Below are 16980 nucleotides of genomic sequence, written 5' to 3' on the forward strand. Positions count from 1 at the left end.
TGCCCTCCGTCTCGTCCGCCTGAGGCGGAGAGACGGAGGGCGCCGGGCGAGGCGAAGGGATCAGGCCGGGCTCAGGCCTGGCACTGCTCCGCTTCGGTCTCCTTGCAGATGTCGCGGATCAGGTCGTAGTACGCGTCGTCGACCGGCTTCGTGGCGTAGAACACGCTGCGGAAGGCGTCGGTGTCGGCGCCGTCGATGCCCGCGGCGATGATGTCGTCGATCGTGATCTCGGAGAGACCGTCGATGAGCTTCTTCGAGACGTCGTCAGGGAGCGTCGACGAGTAGACCAGCGGCGCACCGGGGACCATCGTCTCGTCGATGACCTTCACCTTGTCCGACTTCTCGACCTCGGAGTCCTCGGCGAAGCCCGCCTCGCACTCGACGCCCTCGCCGACCTTGGTGACGCTCACGTCGTGCTTGCCCGCGAAGACCGGCGTGATGTCGGTCTTGGGGTCGATGCCGGCCTCGAGCAGGTTGTACGACGGGAACAGGTAGCCCGAGGTCGAGGACGGGTCGACGAAGCAGACCTTCTTGCCCTTGAAGTCCTCGAGGCTCTTGATGTCGCTGCCCGCGGGGACGATCGCCTGCGAGAAGTAGCCGGGCTCCTGGCCCTCTTCCGTCACGATCGACGAGATCGGGGTCAGCTTGGCGCCGTTGTTGGTGGCGGTCACGTAGGTGAAGCCGGAGAACGACGCGACGTCGACCTTGCCGGCGACCGCAGCCTCGATGAGCGCCGCGTAGTCGGTCGACTCGTGGTACTCGACCGTCTTGCCCGTGATCTCGGCGATGTAGTCCATGAGCGGCTGGTAGTTCGTCTCGGTGTCGACCGAGTCGGGGACGACGCCGAAGACGAGGGTGTTCTCGTCGACCGCGAATCCGCTGGCGGACGATGACCCGTCGGCGCCCGGGGTGCCGGCGGCATCTGCCGAGCCGGAACAGGCGGCGAGGCCGAGGGCGAGGAGCGCGACGCCGGCGAGGGCGGGGAGAGCGCGAAGCTTCATGAGGACCTTTCAGGGTGTGAGGGGTGATCCACGGAAGACTCTCGCAGGTGCCGAGCTGAGATATGTACCTAACTCGCAAGAGTTCAGGGCTCGTTTACCCAGCATTCGCTTGGATGAACACTCCCCGAACGCACTCGCGTTGTTCGAGATGACCAAGTAATGTACCTATGTGGCAGAAGCTGTGTACACCCAGATCGCCGACGACCTTCGCGCGCAGATCGCTGCGGGCGCGCTGCGTCCTGGTGACGACGTTCCGACCGAGGCCGAACTCGCCGAGAGATGGCGCACGTCCCGGGGTCCGATCCGCAATGCCCTGGCCGCACTGCGCGGCGAGGGCCTGATCGAGACGAGTCGCGGGCGTCCCGCCCGCGTCGTCGCCCGCAAAGCGAATCAGGCCGTCGACGTCTCGGTGCCGTTCACCCGCTGGGCGCGGGAGCTGGGGGTCTCCCCGGGTGCACAGACTCAGGAGCTGAGCCTGCGCCGCGCCGGCGATCTGGGGGCGGCGCTCGGTGTCGACCCCGGCGACACGATCGTGAGCGTGGTGCGACTGCGCCTGCTCGACGGACGTCCGACCATGCTCGAGCGCCTCAACTACACCGAGGTCGCGGGACGGCGACTGTTCGAGGTGAACCTCGACGAGGTCTCGATCACGGAGTACCTGTCTTCGGTCGGACACCCGATCGTCACCCTGCAGCATGTGATCGACGCGGTGGCCGCCGATGATCAGGATGCCGCGCTGCTGCGGGTGCCCCGAGGCACGCCCATCCTGAGGCTCACCCGCACGTCGCGTGACGCGGAGGGGCGGATCTTCGAGGCGTCGGAGGATCGATACCTGAGTGAGGTCGTGCGCTTCACCGTCGCCGCATCCGGGATCTCCACCGACGGCCACTACATGCGGGCGGTCGGCGGGTAGCGGCGCTCGGGAGCGCCCGCACGGAGACCGGCGAACCGGCCGTTAACGCAGAAGGCGATCGCGAGCGCGCAAAGTGTTTCAGAAGCCAGAAAGACCGCGCCCGCGATCGCAGCGCTGGGGACGCTTTATCTGGGGAGCCTTCAGATTACGGGGGAACGCAAGCCGTTCCACAGGGTCGAACGTCGAGACTTTTCTAGACTTTCGTCTAGGGTCGCGCGGAACATGAAAAGGCGTGCTCACACACTCTAGAGCATCAGACGACCGGAAGTCGGGCCGACACGACCCAGAATCCGTCGACTTCGCCGGCACTGAACTCTCCACTCGCCCCCATGACGCGCTCCGCCATGCGGCCGAGGCCCGTGCGGCTGGAGGAGAGCTCGCGGCGCGGTGTCGTCGGAAGCGGGCTGCGCAGGATGAGGTGCGCGACCTCGTCGTCGATCGCCAGGTCGATCTCCACCTCGCCGGGACCTGCGTACTTGAGGATGTTGGTGGCCGACTCCCGCACGATTCGTGCGAGGACGATCTCGACAGCCCGCGGGATCCGTTCGTCCTGAGGGTCGCCGTCGCGGACCACGGAATGGCCGGCGGCTTCGAACTCTCCCGCCGCCTCGTCGATCGCCGCGGCGAGGTCGCCCGTCTGCACGCTGGACGACTGCGGCCCATCGTCGGCGAGCTCGATCACGAAACGGAGATCGGTCATGGCCTTGCGGGCGGCGATGCGGATCGCCTCCCGCGAATCGGTGCTGGTCTGCGGGTCTTCGAGCATCTGCACGTGCAGCGCGACGACCGTGAGGTGGTGCGCGATGCTGTCGTGCAGTTCGCCGGCGATCCATCGTCGCTCGGCGAGCACCGCTTGACGTTCCTGTTCGACCGCTGCTTCGAGTTCGCCTTCGAGTCGGCGTCCGCGAGCGAACGCCAAGCGCAATGCGAGTCCGACCGCACCTGCAGCGGTGGCGAAGATGAGATAGATGCCGACGTTCACGGGAACCTCGGAGTCGCCGTAGGCGATGATGCCGGTCGCGACGAGGAACCCTGCGGTGTACGACAGGATCAGTGAGGTCCACCCGAGCCGCATGATCAGCGCGGCGGCGAACGCCGCCGTGATCAGAACCTGGGTCTCGGTTCCCGTGAGGAAAGAGAGTCCCAGAGCCGCCCCCAGCGCGCAGGTCGCGATGAGAGGGGACCACAGGTAGAGAGCGAAGACCGCGGTGGATGCGATGCTCACCGCTGAGGTGAGCGGATCGATCTCCGGGTCGGTGATGAGTCCGAGGACGTCGATGGCGATCATCACGCCGATGATCGCGAGGATGACGATGCGTTCCACGCGGCTGAGCCGTTCGCCTCGAGCGAGTCGGAAGATTTCGGGCGTTGCCCGGGTCGACTGGTCGAAGGCCATGGTGCACTATCTCCTATACGCCAGGTAGTCTAGCGGTAGAGACCAAAAAGCTTGCCAACCTGCTGCCAGAAAGACATAACGTTCACCTCCGTTTTGTAGTCGTTTGTCGATGTCTGTATTCATCTTCTCGGCGATCCTCGCAGCGCACATCACCTTCAAGTCCAGACCTTTTTGGCCAAAGGTCTACATGCCGTCGACGAGGCGCTCGCGCCGTTAGGCTTCCCCCATGCAGGAAATCCGTGTCGTGATCGTCGACGACGATCCATTGGTCCGATCGGCGTTGTCGCACTTCGTCTCCCGCGACCCGGAGATCACCGTGATCGCCCAGGCGGAGGACGGCGTGGAGGCGATCGCCACGGTCGAGCGCGAGCAGCCGGACGTGGTCATGATGGACGTCCAGATGCCCGAGATGGACGGCATCGAGGCGACCGGCGTGATCGCGGAGCGCTGGCCGCATGTGCGCGTCCTCGCGGTCACCACGCTCGACGGGAGCGACACCGTGCTCCCGATGCTGAGCGCCGGCGCCTCCGGCTACCTGCTCAAGGACTCGAGCGCCGAGGACATCGTCACCGGCGTGCGCGAGGTGCACAGCGGTGCGAGTTCGCTCTCTCCGCGCATCGCATCGATGCTGATCAAGCACGTCCGCGACTCGACCCCGGTCGCAGCGGATGCCGCTGCCCTCGAGACACTCACCGAGCGGGAGATGGAAGTCCTCCACTGCCTCGCGCAGGGCATGTCGAACGCGGAGATCGCCAAGGCGCTGATCGTGTCCGAGGGCACGGTGAAGGCGCACCTCGGCCGGATGATGTCCAAGTGGCACCTGCGCGACCGCGTGCAGATCCTCGTGACGGCCGCGCACGCCGGCCTCGTCAGCTTCCGCTGATCAGAGCGCGAGCAGCACGATCCCCGCGACGACCACGAGCGACGCCGCGATCCGCCACCCCGGTCGCGACTCCCGCAGCACGAACACCCCGAACAGGCTCACCAGCACGACGCTCACCTCGCGCAGCGGCGCCACGAGTGCGACCGGTGCGATCTGGATCGCCGTCAGCACCAGGATGTACGACAGCGGCGACAGGATGCCGAAGACGAGGATGCGCCGCCACTGGGCACGCCCGAGCGCCCGGACCGCTCCCCAGCGGCGGCGCACCGCGATCGAGTAGAACGGCACCTGCAGCAGCGTCGTGCCGACCATGAACGCGACGGGCGACATGTTCCAGGTGCGCACCGCATGCGCGTCCCAGATCGTGTAGACGGCGATCGCGACGCCGGTGAGCAGACCGAAGAGGATGCCGGGATCGATGCGACCGGGCCGGCCTGTGCTGCCGCGATCGACGAGGCCGATCGCCACCACGCCGACGATCACCGCCGCCACACCGATCAGGGCGATCGCCGACGGACGCTCCCCCAGCAGCACCACGGCGACGATGACCGACAGGAAGGGGCCGGTGCCACGGGCCGTCGCGTACACCGTGGAGAGGTTCCCCTCCCGATACCCGCGCTGCAGCACGGTCATGTAGGCGACGTGCAGCACGGCCGACACCGCGACCCCGAGAGCGAAGGATCCGAGGTCGTCCGCACCGATCCCGCCGGTGAAGGGCACGGCCCCGATCCAGACCACCGTGCTGGCGACGGCACCCCACCAGAGGAACGGCGTGCCGGCCCTGCTGATGCCGTGGGCGATGATGTTCCACGCGGCGTGGGCGATGGCCGCCCCGAAGACGAGGACGAACGCGAGGGGAGACACGACGAGACCCTTCCGTCCGACGCGCGGCGCGACGAACAGGGTCCTCCGGGCTTTTGTCCTGTCAGATGACGGCTCTCCTGCGGAGGAGGGCCGTGGCGCCGCTCGGACCAGACGGGCGCGAACCCCGGAACCCTAGGCGCTATCGAGATCACCCTAGCCCTCCCGGATGAACGGCAGGGAAACGACGAGGCGCCCCGCTCGACGATCGAGCGGGGCGCCTCGTCCGAATGCGCCGGCGTCAGGCCGTGACGTCGCGACGTCGCACGCGGGCGATCAGCAGCACCAGGGCGCCGATCGCGAGCAGCGCGAGCGCCCAGCCGATCCCGGTGATCACACCGCCGGTGGCCGCGAGCCCGTCGAGGTCGACCGTGGCCGTCGCGGCCGCCGTGACCGTGACGGTCCCGCCGATCGCACTCACCGTGGCGACGTTCACGACCGCGGACGCGGCGACGTCCGCCGTGGTGAGGGCGTAGGTCACCGGACCGCAGTCCGCGGTGGCGCCGGGAGCGAGGTCGGGGATCGTGCAGTCGACGGAGCCGCCCAGTTTCGGGTCGTCGATCTTCACGTCGGTCAGCGTCACCGCTCCCGTGTTGGTCACCGTGAAGCGGAAGGCGATCGTGTCGCCCGCGTTCGTCTTCCCGTTGCGATCGACGTCGACGTAGTCGCCACCGGTCTTGTTCAGGGCGACGGCGGGCTGTGACACGAGGGGCGTCACCACGGTGTCGGTCGCGACCGGCGGGATCTCCGAGGTCCCCGTCCCTGTCGCGGTGGCGGTGTTCTCGATCTCGCCCGCGTCGATCTCGGCCTGGGTGAGCACCGCGGGGGCTGCTGTGCAGACGATCGAGTCGCCCGGGGCGAGCTCGGTGGTCTCGCACGTGACGGCGGCCCCCAGACGCGGGTCGCTGACGGTGATGCCCGTGAGGGTCGTCGTACCCGAGTTCGTCACCGTGAACGTGTAGGCGATCGTGTCGTCGGCATCGGTGCGCCCGTTGTCGTTCGCGTCGACCACGGCCGCCGCAGACTTCAGCAGCGAGATGTCGTCGATGCCCGCGACCCGGACATCGGCATCGTCCTCGGCCTCGGCGCTGCCGTTGCGCGACTGCCCCTCGACGGTCGCCACGTTGTGCACGTTCCCGTCGTCCACGTTCTGCTGCGTGAGCACGTAGTCGACCGGGCCGCAGACGACGTCGTCGCCCGGGCTCAGCTCGAGACCGGCGAGCGCCGGGCAATCGACGGCGCCACCCAGCAGCGGGTCGTCCAGCACGATGTCGCGCAGCACGGTCGTGCCCGCGTTGCGGATCGTGAAGGTGTAGCCGACGGTGTCACCGGCGCCGACCCTCCCGTCCGCTCCGAGCACGATCGCCCCGGCCGTCTTGGTGAGCTCGATCGCGGCGGTGCCCGTGATCACGACATCCGCCGAGGCGTCATCGGTGACCGGTCCGAGCGGGCTGGTGCCGTTCGTCGTCGCGGTGTTGCGGACGATCTCGGCCTCCACGTCGTCCTGCGTCAGCGTGTAGTTGTACGAGCCGCACATCGACGATCCGCCGGGTGCGAGGGTGCCGACAGAGCACAGCCTGCCTGCCGCGAGCAGCGGGTCGGAGATCTCCACCCCGCTGAGCGTCGTCGTTCCGCGGTTGTACACCGTGAAGCTGTAGGTGATCGTGTCGCCGGCGCCGATGTTTCCGTCGCCGGTGGTGTCGAGCACGCGGCCGACGTTCTTGCGCAGCTCGATCGCGGCGGTGCCGGTGATGTCGACGTCCGCCTCCGCGGTGTCGGTCACGGTGCCGATCGGGGCCTCGGCCGTGACGGAGGCCTCGTTGTGCACGAGTCCACCGTCGACGTCCTCCTGTGTGAGCGTGTACGTGATCGTCGTGCACGACACCGACTGGCCGGGTGCGAGCGCGACGCCGTCCAGTTCGGGACAGACCACCACGCCTCCGAGCATCGGGTCGGTGATCACGGCGTCGCGCAGCGTCGTCGTGCCGTTGTTCGTCACCGTGAACGCGTAGTCCACGGTGTCACCGGCGCCGACGGCCGAGTCGCCGTTCACGTCCACGACCGTCGACGGGACCTTGGCGAGGCTGATGCTGTTGGTCGCGGCGATCGTGACGTTCTCCTCCGCGTCGTCCGTCGCGGGACCCTGCGCGGACTGGGCGGTCACCGACGCGGTGTTGTGCACCGTTCCGGCATCCACGTCCGCCTGCGTGAGCGTGTACGTGACCGGAATGCAGAAGACCTCGCCGCCGGGGGCGAGCGGCGCGGAGAACGCCGCGCATGCCACCGCGCCACCCAGGAGCGGATCGGTGATCTCCGCGCTGGTCAGCGTGACGTCACCCGTGTTGCGGATCGTGAACCGGTAGTCGACCGCGTCGCCCGCGCCGAGCCGTCCGTCGGCGTTCCGATCGGTCGGCACCCCGGCCGTCTTCACGAGCTCGACCTGCGGGGTCCCGACCACCGGGACGGTCACGGTCGACGTGTTGTCGCCGGGATCGGGATCGGGTGTCGTCGAGGTCACGGTGGCCGTGTTCGACAGGGTCGTCCCCGCGAACGACGGATCGACCGTCCCGCTCACGGTCGCGGTGAAGCTCGCACCGACGGCGAGGGTCGGCTGCGTGCACTCGAGCTGAGACCCGGTGATCGCACACCCGGCGGTGCCGGTGGACGGGTTCAGCAGACCGGCGGGGAGAGCGTCCGACACCTGGACGGCGGAGGCGATGCTCGGTCCGGCGTTGGTGACGACCACCGTGTAGGTCACGGCACCGTTCAGCGGAGCCGGGTTCGCGGAGATCGTCTTCACGATCGACAGATCGGCGGAGGGCGTCACCGTCACGGCCGCCGTCCCGGTGTTGTTGGTCGTGTCGGGATCCGGCGTCTGCGAGCTCGCCGTCGCGGTGTTCACCAGCGGCCCTTCGGCGTGCACGGTTGCGGTCACCGTGATCGACGCGGATTCGCCCGGCAGGAGGGTGCCCACCGTCCAGCGCGCGTCCTCCATCGACCAGGATCCGACCGACGGAGTGGCGCCGGTGAGCATGAACCCGGCAGGCATGAGCTCGGCGACCACGACACCGGCAGCCGCCGAGGGGCCGACGTTGCTCACGGTCACCTCGAACGTGGCCTCGCCGCCCAGGGGAACCGTCGGCGTGGATGTGGTCTTGGCCAGGCGGACATCGGCGCTCGGAGCGAGCGTCACGGTCACGGTCGACGTGTTGTCGTCCGTGTCCGGGTCGGGCGTCGTCGAGGTGGTCGTCGCGGTGTTCGAGACGACGCCGGTGGCCGTCGTGCTCCACGTGCCCATGACCCGGACGACCACCACGCCTCCCGGAGCGATGTCGCCGAGGTCGCAGCCGACGGTACCGGCCACGATCGCGCAGCCGGGGCCGTCGACCGAGGCACCCACGAAATCGGTCGGGAGCGTGTCGGAGAGGGAGGCGCCGCGGGCGACCGACGGCCCCGCATTCGTGACCGTCAGCGTGTAGGTGAAGGGACTGCCGGGTTCACCGGTCGTCGGAGCCGTCTTCACGATGCTCAGATCGGCGCTCTGGACGACCTCGACGTCGACGGAGCTGGCGTTGTTCGTGGTGTCGCGGTCGGCTGCGGGAGCCGCGACGGCCGCGGTGTTGGTCACGGTGCCGACAGGGGCATCCGCCGCGACGATCGCGTGCACGACGACGGTCGCCGCGGTGTTCGCCGGGAACGACGCCCAGTTGCATCGGATGCCGGTGCCCGCGAGAGGGGTTCCTTCGAAAGCGGTGCACGTCGCACCGGGCGGACCGTCGACGCCGGTCACCGTGAAGCCCTCCGGCATGGTGTCGGACAGTGAGACGTTGACGGCGTCCGACGAACCCCCGTTGCTCACGTCGAGGGTGAAATCGAGCGTCTCTCCGGCGGAGACCTGCGTCTTGGAGGTCCTTTTGACGACGGCCATGTCCGCGATGATGTCCGGCTCGAAGCTGGTCGACGACGCGTTGTTGGCGGGGTTGGTGTCCGTCGTGCTCGTGGTCACGGTCGCCGTGTTCTGCAGGACTGCGGTGGTGCCGGGGTTGATGTCCACCACGACGAGCGTCTGAACAGCGGTCGCACCAGGCGCGAGCGTACCCAATTCACAGACGAGGACCGACGCCTCCAACCTGCATTCCCCCTGCCCGGGGGTCGCGCTGACGAAGCTCATGTCGGGGTCGAGGGGATCGGTCACCACGACGTCGCGCGCCTCGGACGGACCGGCATTCGAGACCGAGAGGGTGTAGGTCACCTGCTCTCCGGCGACGGGCGTCGTCGGCGAGAACGTCTTGATGATCGAGACGTCGGTGGTCGTGGTCCTCGCGCCCGACACGGACGCCGTGTTGTTCCTGAGGTCGGGGTCGGTGCGGGTGCCGGAGACCGTCGCGGTGTTCGACAGCGACGAACCGGGATCGCTGGAGGGGTCCAGGGTGCCGGTCATCTGGATCTGCACGCTCTGGCCGACGGGCATGTCCGGCACGGTGCAGACGACGACCGTGGTGACGGTGCAGGACTCACCGGCCGACGACGCGGTGACGTCGGTCATCCCCGCAGGCACCGGGTCTGTGACGGTCACTCCGGTGGCGGTCTGCGGACCGTTGTTCGTCACGCCGATCGTGAAGGTGACGGGGCTTCCCGCGACGAGGGGGGCGGTGTCGAGCGTCTTGGTGATGGCGAGGTCGGCGGCGGCGTTCACCGGCGTCTGCGTCTCCTGGCTGATCGAGGTGCGATCCTGGCCCACGACGTTGTCACGGAAGGCGACCCTCGCCTCGTTCACGATCACCCCCGCTGCGGCCGAGAGATTCACTTTCGCATCGAAGGTGTAGGTGGTGCTGGTACCGACGCCGATGGATCCACCCGCGGTCGCCGTCCCGCCGTCGCCGAGGCGCACCTGCACCGTGCGGCTGCCCGAGATGTAGGTGCCCCGGTCGTCGCCGTTCACGTCGGTGAGGGCACCGGTGCCCGCACCGCTGATGATCTTGAGGGAGCCGGGGACGAAGTCGAGCCCGCTCGGGAGAACATCGGAACCCACCGACTGCAGCGAGGGGTTTCCGCCGCCGTTGTTGGTCGTGACGGTGTAGCGCAGCGTGTCGCCGACCTCGGCAGTGGTGCCGCTGCGGTTCAGGTTGGCCACCGACTTGGTGGTGATGAGGCACGGCCCGGTTCCGAAGGTGATGTCGTCGAGGAAGTTGCCGACCGAGGCGTTGCCGCCCGCGGAGCTGACCGCCTCGAAGCCGAAACGCGTCACGGTCTGGCCCGCCGGGACGACATAGGTGCCGGTGTGCGATCCCCACGCGCCGGTGCCGTCGGAGAGGTTGGGCCCGCTCTGGACGAGGGTCCCGGTGGGCGTGCCGATCACGACACGCATGACGTCGGTGCCCGCGCGTCCGCGATGCTTCAGCGACCACGAGAGCGTCTGTCCCGGCGTCGTCGCCACGTCTTGGAAGAGCCTGCTCGGGCTGTAGGCGTTGAGCTCCGCGAACTGTCGACCGGCGGCGGCGGTGACCCCGTTGAACCCGCTGCTCCAGAGCTCGATAGCACTCTGGGTGTCCGTCGTGAACCACGCCGGAACCTGGGACTGGTTGAGCAGGGAGACCGAGGCATTCGGAATCACCGGAGCTTCGAAGCCGCCGTTCTGGAGTGCGACAGAGCCTTGGCAGGTCGTCGGATTCTGCGCGGCCGATGCCGATGTCGGTGCGACCACTTCGGTCACGACCGTGAGCCCTGCCGCCAGCAACAATGCTGAGGTGACTCCCGCGACCGCACGACGGATGGACAGACGTGTGTTCGCACGCATGTGAAAAGACTCCCCGGTTCCCGGAAGGCCCGAACCGGAACCTCCCCCGCTGGCAGGTTATCCCGGGTGAGGGCGAAATCGGAGAACCCGTTGCCGAATGGTGACCGCGACTACGCTCGAAGGACCGCCGCTGTTCAGGAAGGTCACGTCATGCCCGCCACCCCGGTCGCCCTCGCCCACGCCGAGGACCTCGCCGACTTCGTCGCCGCTTCGCCCTCGAGCTACCACGCCGCCGCCGAGGTCGCCCGCCGCCTGGAAGAGGTCGGGTTCACACGGCTCCGCGAGGAGGAGGCGTGGCCCGCGCAGGCCGGCGGACGGTATGTGGTGGTGCGCGACGGTGCCACGATCGCCTGGACGGTGCCGGCGGATGCCGCGGCGACGACCCCGGTACAGGTCTTCGGCGCGCACACCGACTCCCCCGGCTTCAAGCTCAAGCCGCAACCCACCACCGGATCCCGCGGCTGGCTGCAGGCCGCCGTCGAGGTGTACGGCGGACCGCTGCTGAATTCGTGGCTCGATCGCGAGCTGCGCCTCGCCGGACGACTCGCTCTCGCCGACGGCCGCGTCGTGCTGGCGGACACCGGGCCTCTCCTGCGTCTGCCGCAGCTGGCGATCCATCTCGATCGAGGCGCCAACAACGGTCTCGCCCTCGACAAGCAGACCGAGACGCAGCCGGTGTGGGGTCTCGGGGATCCGACAGAGGCCGACATCCTCGCCGAGCTCGCCGCATCCGCCGACGTCGCGGCGCCCGACATCCGCGGCTACGACGTGGTCGTCGCCGATACCGCACGGGGTGCGGTGTTCGGCAAGGACGACGCGTTCTTCGCCTCCGGTCGCCTCGACGACCTCGCCTCGGTGCATGCCGGCGTGGTCGCGCTCTCTGCGCACGAGCCGAAGCCCGGAGCGCCGATCGCCGTGCTCGCCGCCTTCGACCATGAGGAGCTCGGCTCCGAGTCGCGGTCCGGCGCCGCCGGACCGTTCCTGGAGGACGTGCTCGAGCGCCTGTACGCCGGGCTCGGCGCCGACGCCTCCGAACGCCGCCAGGCCTACGCATCGTCGTGGTGCCTGTCGAGCGACGTCGGTCATTCGGTGCACCCCAACTACGCCGCGAAGCACGACCCCGTGGTGCAGCCGGTACTGGGCTCCGGGCCGATCCTGAAGATCAACGCCAACCAGCGCTACGCGACGGATGCCATCGGCACGGCCTCCTGGCTGGCCTGGTGCGAGCGCGCCGGGGTGCAGACGCAGGAGTTCGTGTCGAACAACAGTGTGCCGTGCGGCTCGACGATCGGCCCGATCACCGCGACCCGGCTCGGCATCCGCACGGTGGACGTGGGCATCCCCATCCTCTCGATGCACTCCGCCCGCGAGCTCGCCGGGGTCTCCGACCTGCACGACCTCGCCCGCACCGCGCAATCCTTCTTCGCCGGCTGACACCCGCGAAGGCCCTGTGCCCCACGAAGTCCGCCCCGTGGGGCCCTGGCAGTGCCAGGATGTCAGCATGACGGACATCAAGCCGGCTCTCATCGAGCGTGCGGGCATCGAGATCATCCCCGAGTCCGAACGCACCGCGAAGCCCCGCGACCTGTTCTGGCCGTGGTTCGCGGCGAACGTGTCGGTGTTCGGGATGTCGTACGGGTCGTTCGTGCTCGGCTTCGGGATCTCGTTCTGGCAGGCGACCGTGGTGTCGGTCATCGGCATCGTGGTGTCGTTCCTGCTCTGCGGGCTCATCGCGATCGCCGGCAAGCGCGGCTCGGCCCCGACCATGGTGCTCTCGCGGGCGGCCTTCGGCGTGCAGGGTCAGAAGGTACCGGGCATCGTCTCGTGGCTGACCTCGATCGGGTGGGAGACATTCCTCGCGATCATGGCCGTGCTCGCCACCGCCACGGTGATCACGCAGCTCGGAGGTGACGGCGACAGCATCGCCCTCAAGATCATCGCGACCGTGATCGTCGCGGCCCTGATCGTCACGGCGTCCGTTCTCGGCTATCACACCATCATGAAGCTGCAGTCGGTCCTCACATGGCTCACCGGTGTGGTGACCGTGCTCTACATCATCCTCGCGGCACCGGCGATCGACTTCGCTGCCGTGCTGGCGCGCCCGGACGGCGGCATCGGCCAGGTGATCGGTGCGCTCGTCATGGTGATGACGGGCTTCGGACTCGGCTGGATCAACATCGCCGCCGACTGGTCCCGCTACCAGAAGCGCACGGCATCCGATGGGGCGATCGTGGGCTGGAACACCATCGGCGGATCCATTGCTCCGGTGATCCTGGTGGTGTTCGGCCTGCTGCTCGGCGGCTCCGACGAAGACCTCATGAACGCGATCGCCGCGGATCCGATCGGCGCCCTCGCGTCGATCCTGCCGGTCTGGGTGCTCGTGCCGTTCCTGCTCACCGCGGTGCTCGCGCTCGTCTCGGGCGCGGTGCTGGGCATCTACTCCTCCGGGCTGACGCTGCTCAGCCTCGGGATCCGCATCCCGCGCCCCTCGGCGGCCGCGATCGACGGGGTGATCCTCACGATCGGCACGATCTTCGTGGTGTTCTTCGCGACCGACTTCCTCGGACCGTTCCAGAGCTTCCTGATCACGCTCGGCGTGCCGCTGGCCTCGTGGGCCGGCATCCTGATCGCCGACATCCTGCGCCGACGGAAGGACTACGACGAAGACGCGCTGTTCGACGGCCGTAGTCGCTACGGCGCCTGGGACTGGACCTCGATCGGCACCATGATCGTGACGAGCGTGATCGGCTGGGGACTGGTCGTGAACAACTTCGCCGAGGATGCCGCGTGGAACAACTGGCAGGGATACCTGCTGTTCCTCATCGGCGGACGGGACGGCGAGTGGGCGTACGCGAACCTCGGGGTGTTCTTCGCCCTGGTGCTCTCGTTCCTCGTGACGTACTTCGCGCGGGCGGGGAAGATCCGCCGGCAGGAGGCCGGGTGAACACGTCGCCAGGCTCGGACACGGCCGTGCCGACGGGCTCGGAGACCCGGAGACCCTGGCTCGTCGTGATCGATCCTCAGGCGATCTTCGCCGCTCCCGACTCCGCATGGGGCTCGCCCTTCTTCGCCGAAGCGATGCCGCGCATCCGCGCGCTCGCCGATGCCTTCGGCGAGCGCGTCCTGGTGACCCGGTGGGTGCCGACCGCCGATCGCTCCACGTCCTGGGGCGCCTATTTCGCCGCCTGGCCGTTCGCCGATCAGCCGCCGAGCGATCCGCTCTTCGCTCTCGTCCCCGCCGCGACCGGCCTCTCGGCGCATCCGACCGTCGACCTGCCGACCTTCGGCAAGTGGGGTCCGCAGATCGAGGCCGTCGTCGGACAGGGGGCGCACGTCGTGCTCGCCGGGGTGTCGACCGACTGCTGCGTGATCTCGACGGCCCTGGCCGCCGCCGATGCCGGCGCGCACGTGACGATCGCCGCCGATGCCTGCGCGGGTTCGACAGCCGAGAACCATGTGGCGGCGGTGCAGGTGATGGGGCTCTATCCCCCGCAGATCACGATCAGCAACACGGCCACGATCCTCGCGGATGCGATCGCCACGGACCGCTGAGTCCCCCGGTGCGGTGCGCGCGGCCCGTCCCACGGCTGCTTCCTGCCCGCCGACACGCCAGATGTCGGACCGATCGCCCTCCGTCGTCCGACATCTGGCGTGTCGGCCGACGAGTGAAGCGCGCCGACCCAGCCACCACAGGCCGCACCGCGGGCCGCACCACGGCCGCGCCACAGGCCGCACCACACGCCGTACGCTCAGGCCGCGGCCCGCACCGCCGCTGCGATGTCCGCCGGAGAGCCGTGCCAGGGCGCGCCATGACCCGGCAGCACCCACCCGGCCGATACCGCGGCAAGACGGTCGAGTGAGGCGCGCGCCTCCTCCGGCTCATCGGTGAACGGCGCGGGCTGCGCACCCGTGCGGCCCGTGAGCACGTGCCGTGTGGTCAGCGCGTCTCCCACGAACACGGCGTCCGCCACCGGAACATGCACCGCGATGCTCCCGGGCGAGTGCCCCGGCATCCCGATCACGACCGGGGCACCCGGCAGGTCGAGCACCTCGCCGTCCGCCACCTCGATCACCTCGGAGACGTGTGGCGTGCGCAGGGCGTTCTTGCGGAGACCATAGGCGAAGAACCCCAGCGTCGGGCCGAACTTCGCCGGCCCCATCGCGGTCTTGGGCTTCTCCCCCGTGCGCACCCGGTGGCTGTCGGCGGCGTGGATGAACACCGGCACCCCGGCCTCCGTCCGCAGCCGCTCCGCGAAGCCGATGTGATCGCTGTCGCCATGCGTCAGGACCAGGCCCCGGATGTCGGACAGGGGGCGGCCGATCCCCTCGAGCTCGCGCTGCAGATCGTGCCAGTGACCGGGGAGCCCGGCATCGACCAGCGTGATCCCCTCGGGTAGATCGATCAGGTAGGAGGCGACGATGTCGTTGCCGATGCGGTGCAGGTGCGGTGCGAGCTTCATGGCGGATCCTCTCGGAATGATTGCGATGGCTACGTTACGTAGCTATCATGGCTATTGTCAATAGCCATCGAGGAGGGCTCCATGCCGACACCCGAACGCACATCCGTCGAGCAGATCGTCACGGCAGGGCGGGAGATCCTCGAGATCGCCGGACCCGCCGGCCTCACGATGCAAGCGGTGGCGGGACGCGTCGGGGTCCGCGCACCCTCGCTCTACAAGCGGGTCCGCGATCGCGACGCCCTGCACACCGCGGTGGCTGCCGCGTCGATCGACGCGCTCACCGCCCGACTCGACGCCGCGGGCGACGACATCGGCGCGCTCGCACACGCCTACCGCGCGTTCGCGCACCAGCATCCCGAAGGCTTCCGGATCATGTTCACGATCGCCGCCCCCCACGACGCGCTGGAGCGATCGGCCGCACCGCTCATCCGCGCCGCATCCGCCCTCGTCGGCCAAGAGGACGCGCTCGACGCCGCCCGCCTGTTCACGGCATGGGCGACCGGCTTCCTGCAGATGGAGCTCTCCGGCGCCTTCCGACTCGGCGGCGACGTCGACGGCGCCTTCGAATACGGCCTGGCCCGACTCACCGCCGGGTTGGCCGGCTGACGCCGGAGTGCGGGCCGCACCGACGCGTCACCACGCGGTCCAGGCTGCCCACAGCGCGGCGTACGGGCCGGGGGCAGCGACCAGCTCGGCATGCGTGCCGGACTGCACCACGCGTCCGTCGTGCATCACGAGGATCCGATCCGCGCTCACCGCCTGACTCAGCCGATGCGCGATGACGATGCCCGTCCTGCCCCCGATCGCGGCGAGCGCTGCCCCGTCGAGCATCTCCGCATCAGCGGATCCCGCCTCGGCCGTGGCCTCGTCGAGGATCACGACGGAGGCGTCGGTCAGCGCGACCCGCACGAGCGCGAGGTGCTGCGACTGCCCGGGAGTGAGCGGATGGCCTGCTTCGCCGATCGCGGTGTCGAGGCCCTCCGGCAGCGCCAGGATCCAGTCGGCTCCGAGTCGCGCGATCACCGTGCGCATCCGCTCCTCGTCGGCATCGGTGAACAGGGCGAGGTCGTCGCGCACCGAACCCGCGAACACGTGCGGCTCCTGGCTGAGCATCACCACGGCCTCGCGCAGATCGTGCGGGTGCCAGTCCTCGATCGCCGCCTCGTCGTGCCGCACCGCGCCGGTGCCGATCGGCAGCGCGCCCGCCAGCACTCGCGCAAGCGTCGTCTTGCCCGCTCCGCTCGCGCCCACGACCGCGATGACCTCACCGGGCATCGCGGTCAGCGAGACGGTATCGAGGTCGCGCTGCCCCTGCCCCTCCCGGTGCCCGAATCCGAGCCGGTCGACCTCGATCGCGCCTCGTCTCGGCGGGGCGACGACATCCCGCGGCCGAGGCGACGGGAGCTGGATCACCCCGAACAGACGCGCCAGGCTCGCCCCCGCATCCTGCAGCTCGTCGATGCGGTACAGCAGGGCTCCCATCGGGCCGAACAGCGCGAGGAAGTACAGCGCGGCCGCGGTCGCGGCGCCGAGCTCGACCTCTCCACCCGTGACCAGCAGGTAGCCGACCACGAGCACGGCCGACAGCCCGACGAGCTCGGCGAGGTTCAGGAACACGTTGAAGTCGTTGCGCACGCTCGTCGCCTGCACCTCGAGATCGATCCCCTGA

Annotated in this window: 12 protein-coding genes; 6 read left to right on the top strand and 6 right to left on the bottom strand. The window is 69.1% G+C overall.

Features of this window, described 5'->3' with window-relative positions:
* Positions 1-71 precede the first annotated feature (71 nt).
* On the bottom strand, positions 72-1001 hold the full coding sequence (locus CQ042_RS17740) for a phosphate/phosphite/phosphonate ABC transporter substrate-binding protein (RefSeq protein WP_105671775.1): 930 nt from the start codon (positions 999-1001) through the stop codon (positions 72-74).
* A gap of 169 nt (positions 1002-1170) precedes the next feature.
* Between CQ042_RS17740 and CQ042_RS17745 the strand changes: the two genes are divergently transcribed.
* Positions 1171-1914, top strand: coding sequence for a GntR family transcriptional regulator (locus CQ042_RS17745; protein WP_258132317.1), 744 nt, complete (start codon positions 1171-1173; stop codon positions 1912-1914).
* A 253-nt stretch (positions 1915-2167) separates the two neighbouring features.
* Here the strand turns inward: CQ042_RS17745 and CQ042_RS17750 are convergent, their stop codons facing one another.
* Complete coding sequence (locus CQ042_RS17750) at positions 2168-3238, bottom strand: sensor histidine kinase (RefSeq protein WP_258132318.1); 1071 nt, start codon at positions 3236-3238, stop codon at positions 2168-2170.
* A gap of 298 nt (positions 3239-3536) precedes the next feature.
* Between CQ042_RS17750 and CQ042_RS17755 the strand changes: the two genes are divergently transcribed.
* A complete protein-coding gene (locus tag CQ042_RS17755; RefSeq protein WP_258132319.1) occupies positions 3537-4193 on the top strand; it encodes a response regulator transcription factor in 657 nt (218 codons plus the stop codon).
* Here the strand turns inward: CQ042_RS17755 and CQ042_RS17760 are convergent, their stop codons facing one another.
* Both CQ042_RS17760 and CQ042_RS17765 read right to left on the bottom strand, forming a co-directional pair.
* Positions 4194-5057 carry an EamA family transporter gene (locus CQ042_RS17760; RefSeq protein WP_105671778.1) on the bottom strand — a complete coding sequence of 288 codons (864 nt, stop codon included), beginning with the start codon at positions 5055-5057 and terminating at the stop codon, positions 4194-4196. It lies immediately after the preceding gene.
* 238 nt (positions 5058-5295) lie between these two features.
* Positions 5296-10851 carry a DUF11 domain-containing protein gene (locus CQ042_RS17765; protein WP_105671779.1) on the bottom strand — a complete coding sequence of 1852 codons (5556 nt, stop codon included), beginning with the start codon at positions 10849-10851 and terminating at the stop codon, positions 5296-5298.
* 150 nt (positions 10852-11001) lie between these two features.
* On the opposite strand from CQ042_RS17765, the gene CQ042_RS17770 reads away from it, so the two are divergent.
* The 3 genes from CQ042_RS17770 (at position 11002) to CQ042_RS17780 (ending at position 14403) form a co-directional block, all read left to right on the top strand.
* Positions 11002-12285 carry a M18 family aminopeptidase gene (locus CQ042_RS17770; RefSeq protein ID WP_105671780.1) on the top strand — a complete coding sequence of 428 codons (1284 nt, stop codon included), beginning with the start codon at positions 11002-11004 and terminating at the stop codon, positions 12283-12285.
* A gap of 67 nt (positions 12286-12352) precedes the next feature.
* Positions 12353-13795, top strand: coding sequence for a cytosine permease (locus CQ042_RS17775; RefSeq protein ID WP_105671781.1), 1443 nt, complete (start codon positions 12353-12355; stop codon positions 13793-13795).
* A complete protein-coding gene (locus CQ042_RS17780; protein ID WP_258132320.1) occupies positions 13792-14403 on the top strand; it encodes a cysteine hydrolase family protein in 612 nt (203 codons plus the stop codon). Before CQ042_RS17775 ends, CQ042_RS17780 begins: the two co-directional genes overlap by 4 nt.
* Before the next feature lie 197 nt (positions 14404-14600).
* Here the strand turns inward: CQ042_RS17780 and CQ042_RS17785 are convergent, their stop codons facing one another.
* Entirely contained in the window at positions 14601-15311 is a 711-nt protein-coding gene (locus CQ042_RS17785; protein ID WP_105671782.1) for an MBL fold metallo-hydrolase, read from the bottom strand.
* A gap of 81 nt (positions 15312-15392) precedes the next feature.
* Here CQ042_RS17785 and CQ042_RS17790 point away from each other — a divergent pair, with 81 nt between their 5' ends.
* Positions 15393-15917, top strand: coding sequence for a TetR/AcrR family transcriptional regulator (locus CQ042_RS17790; protein WP_105671783.1), 525 nt, complete (start codon positions 15393-15395; stop codon positions 15915-15917).
* A 27-nt stretch (positions 15918-15944) separates the two neighbouring features.
* Here CQ042_RS17790 and CQ042_RS17795 read toward each other — a convergent pair.
* The coding region (locus tag CQ042_RS17795; protein ID WP_146115424.1) for an ABC transporter ATP-binding protein at positions 15945-16980 on the bottom strand (1036 nt) is incomplete at its 5' end.

Source organism: Microbacterium sp. MYb62 (assembly GCF_002979475.1).
GTDB lineage: Bacteria > Actinomycetota > Actinomycetes > Actinomycetales > Microbacteriaceae > Microbacterium.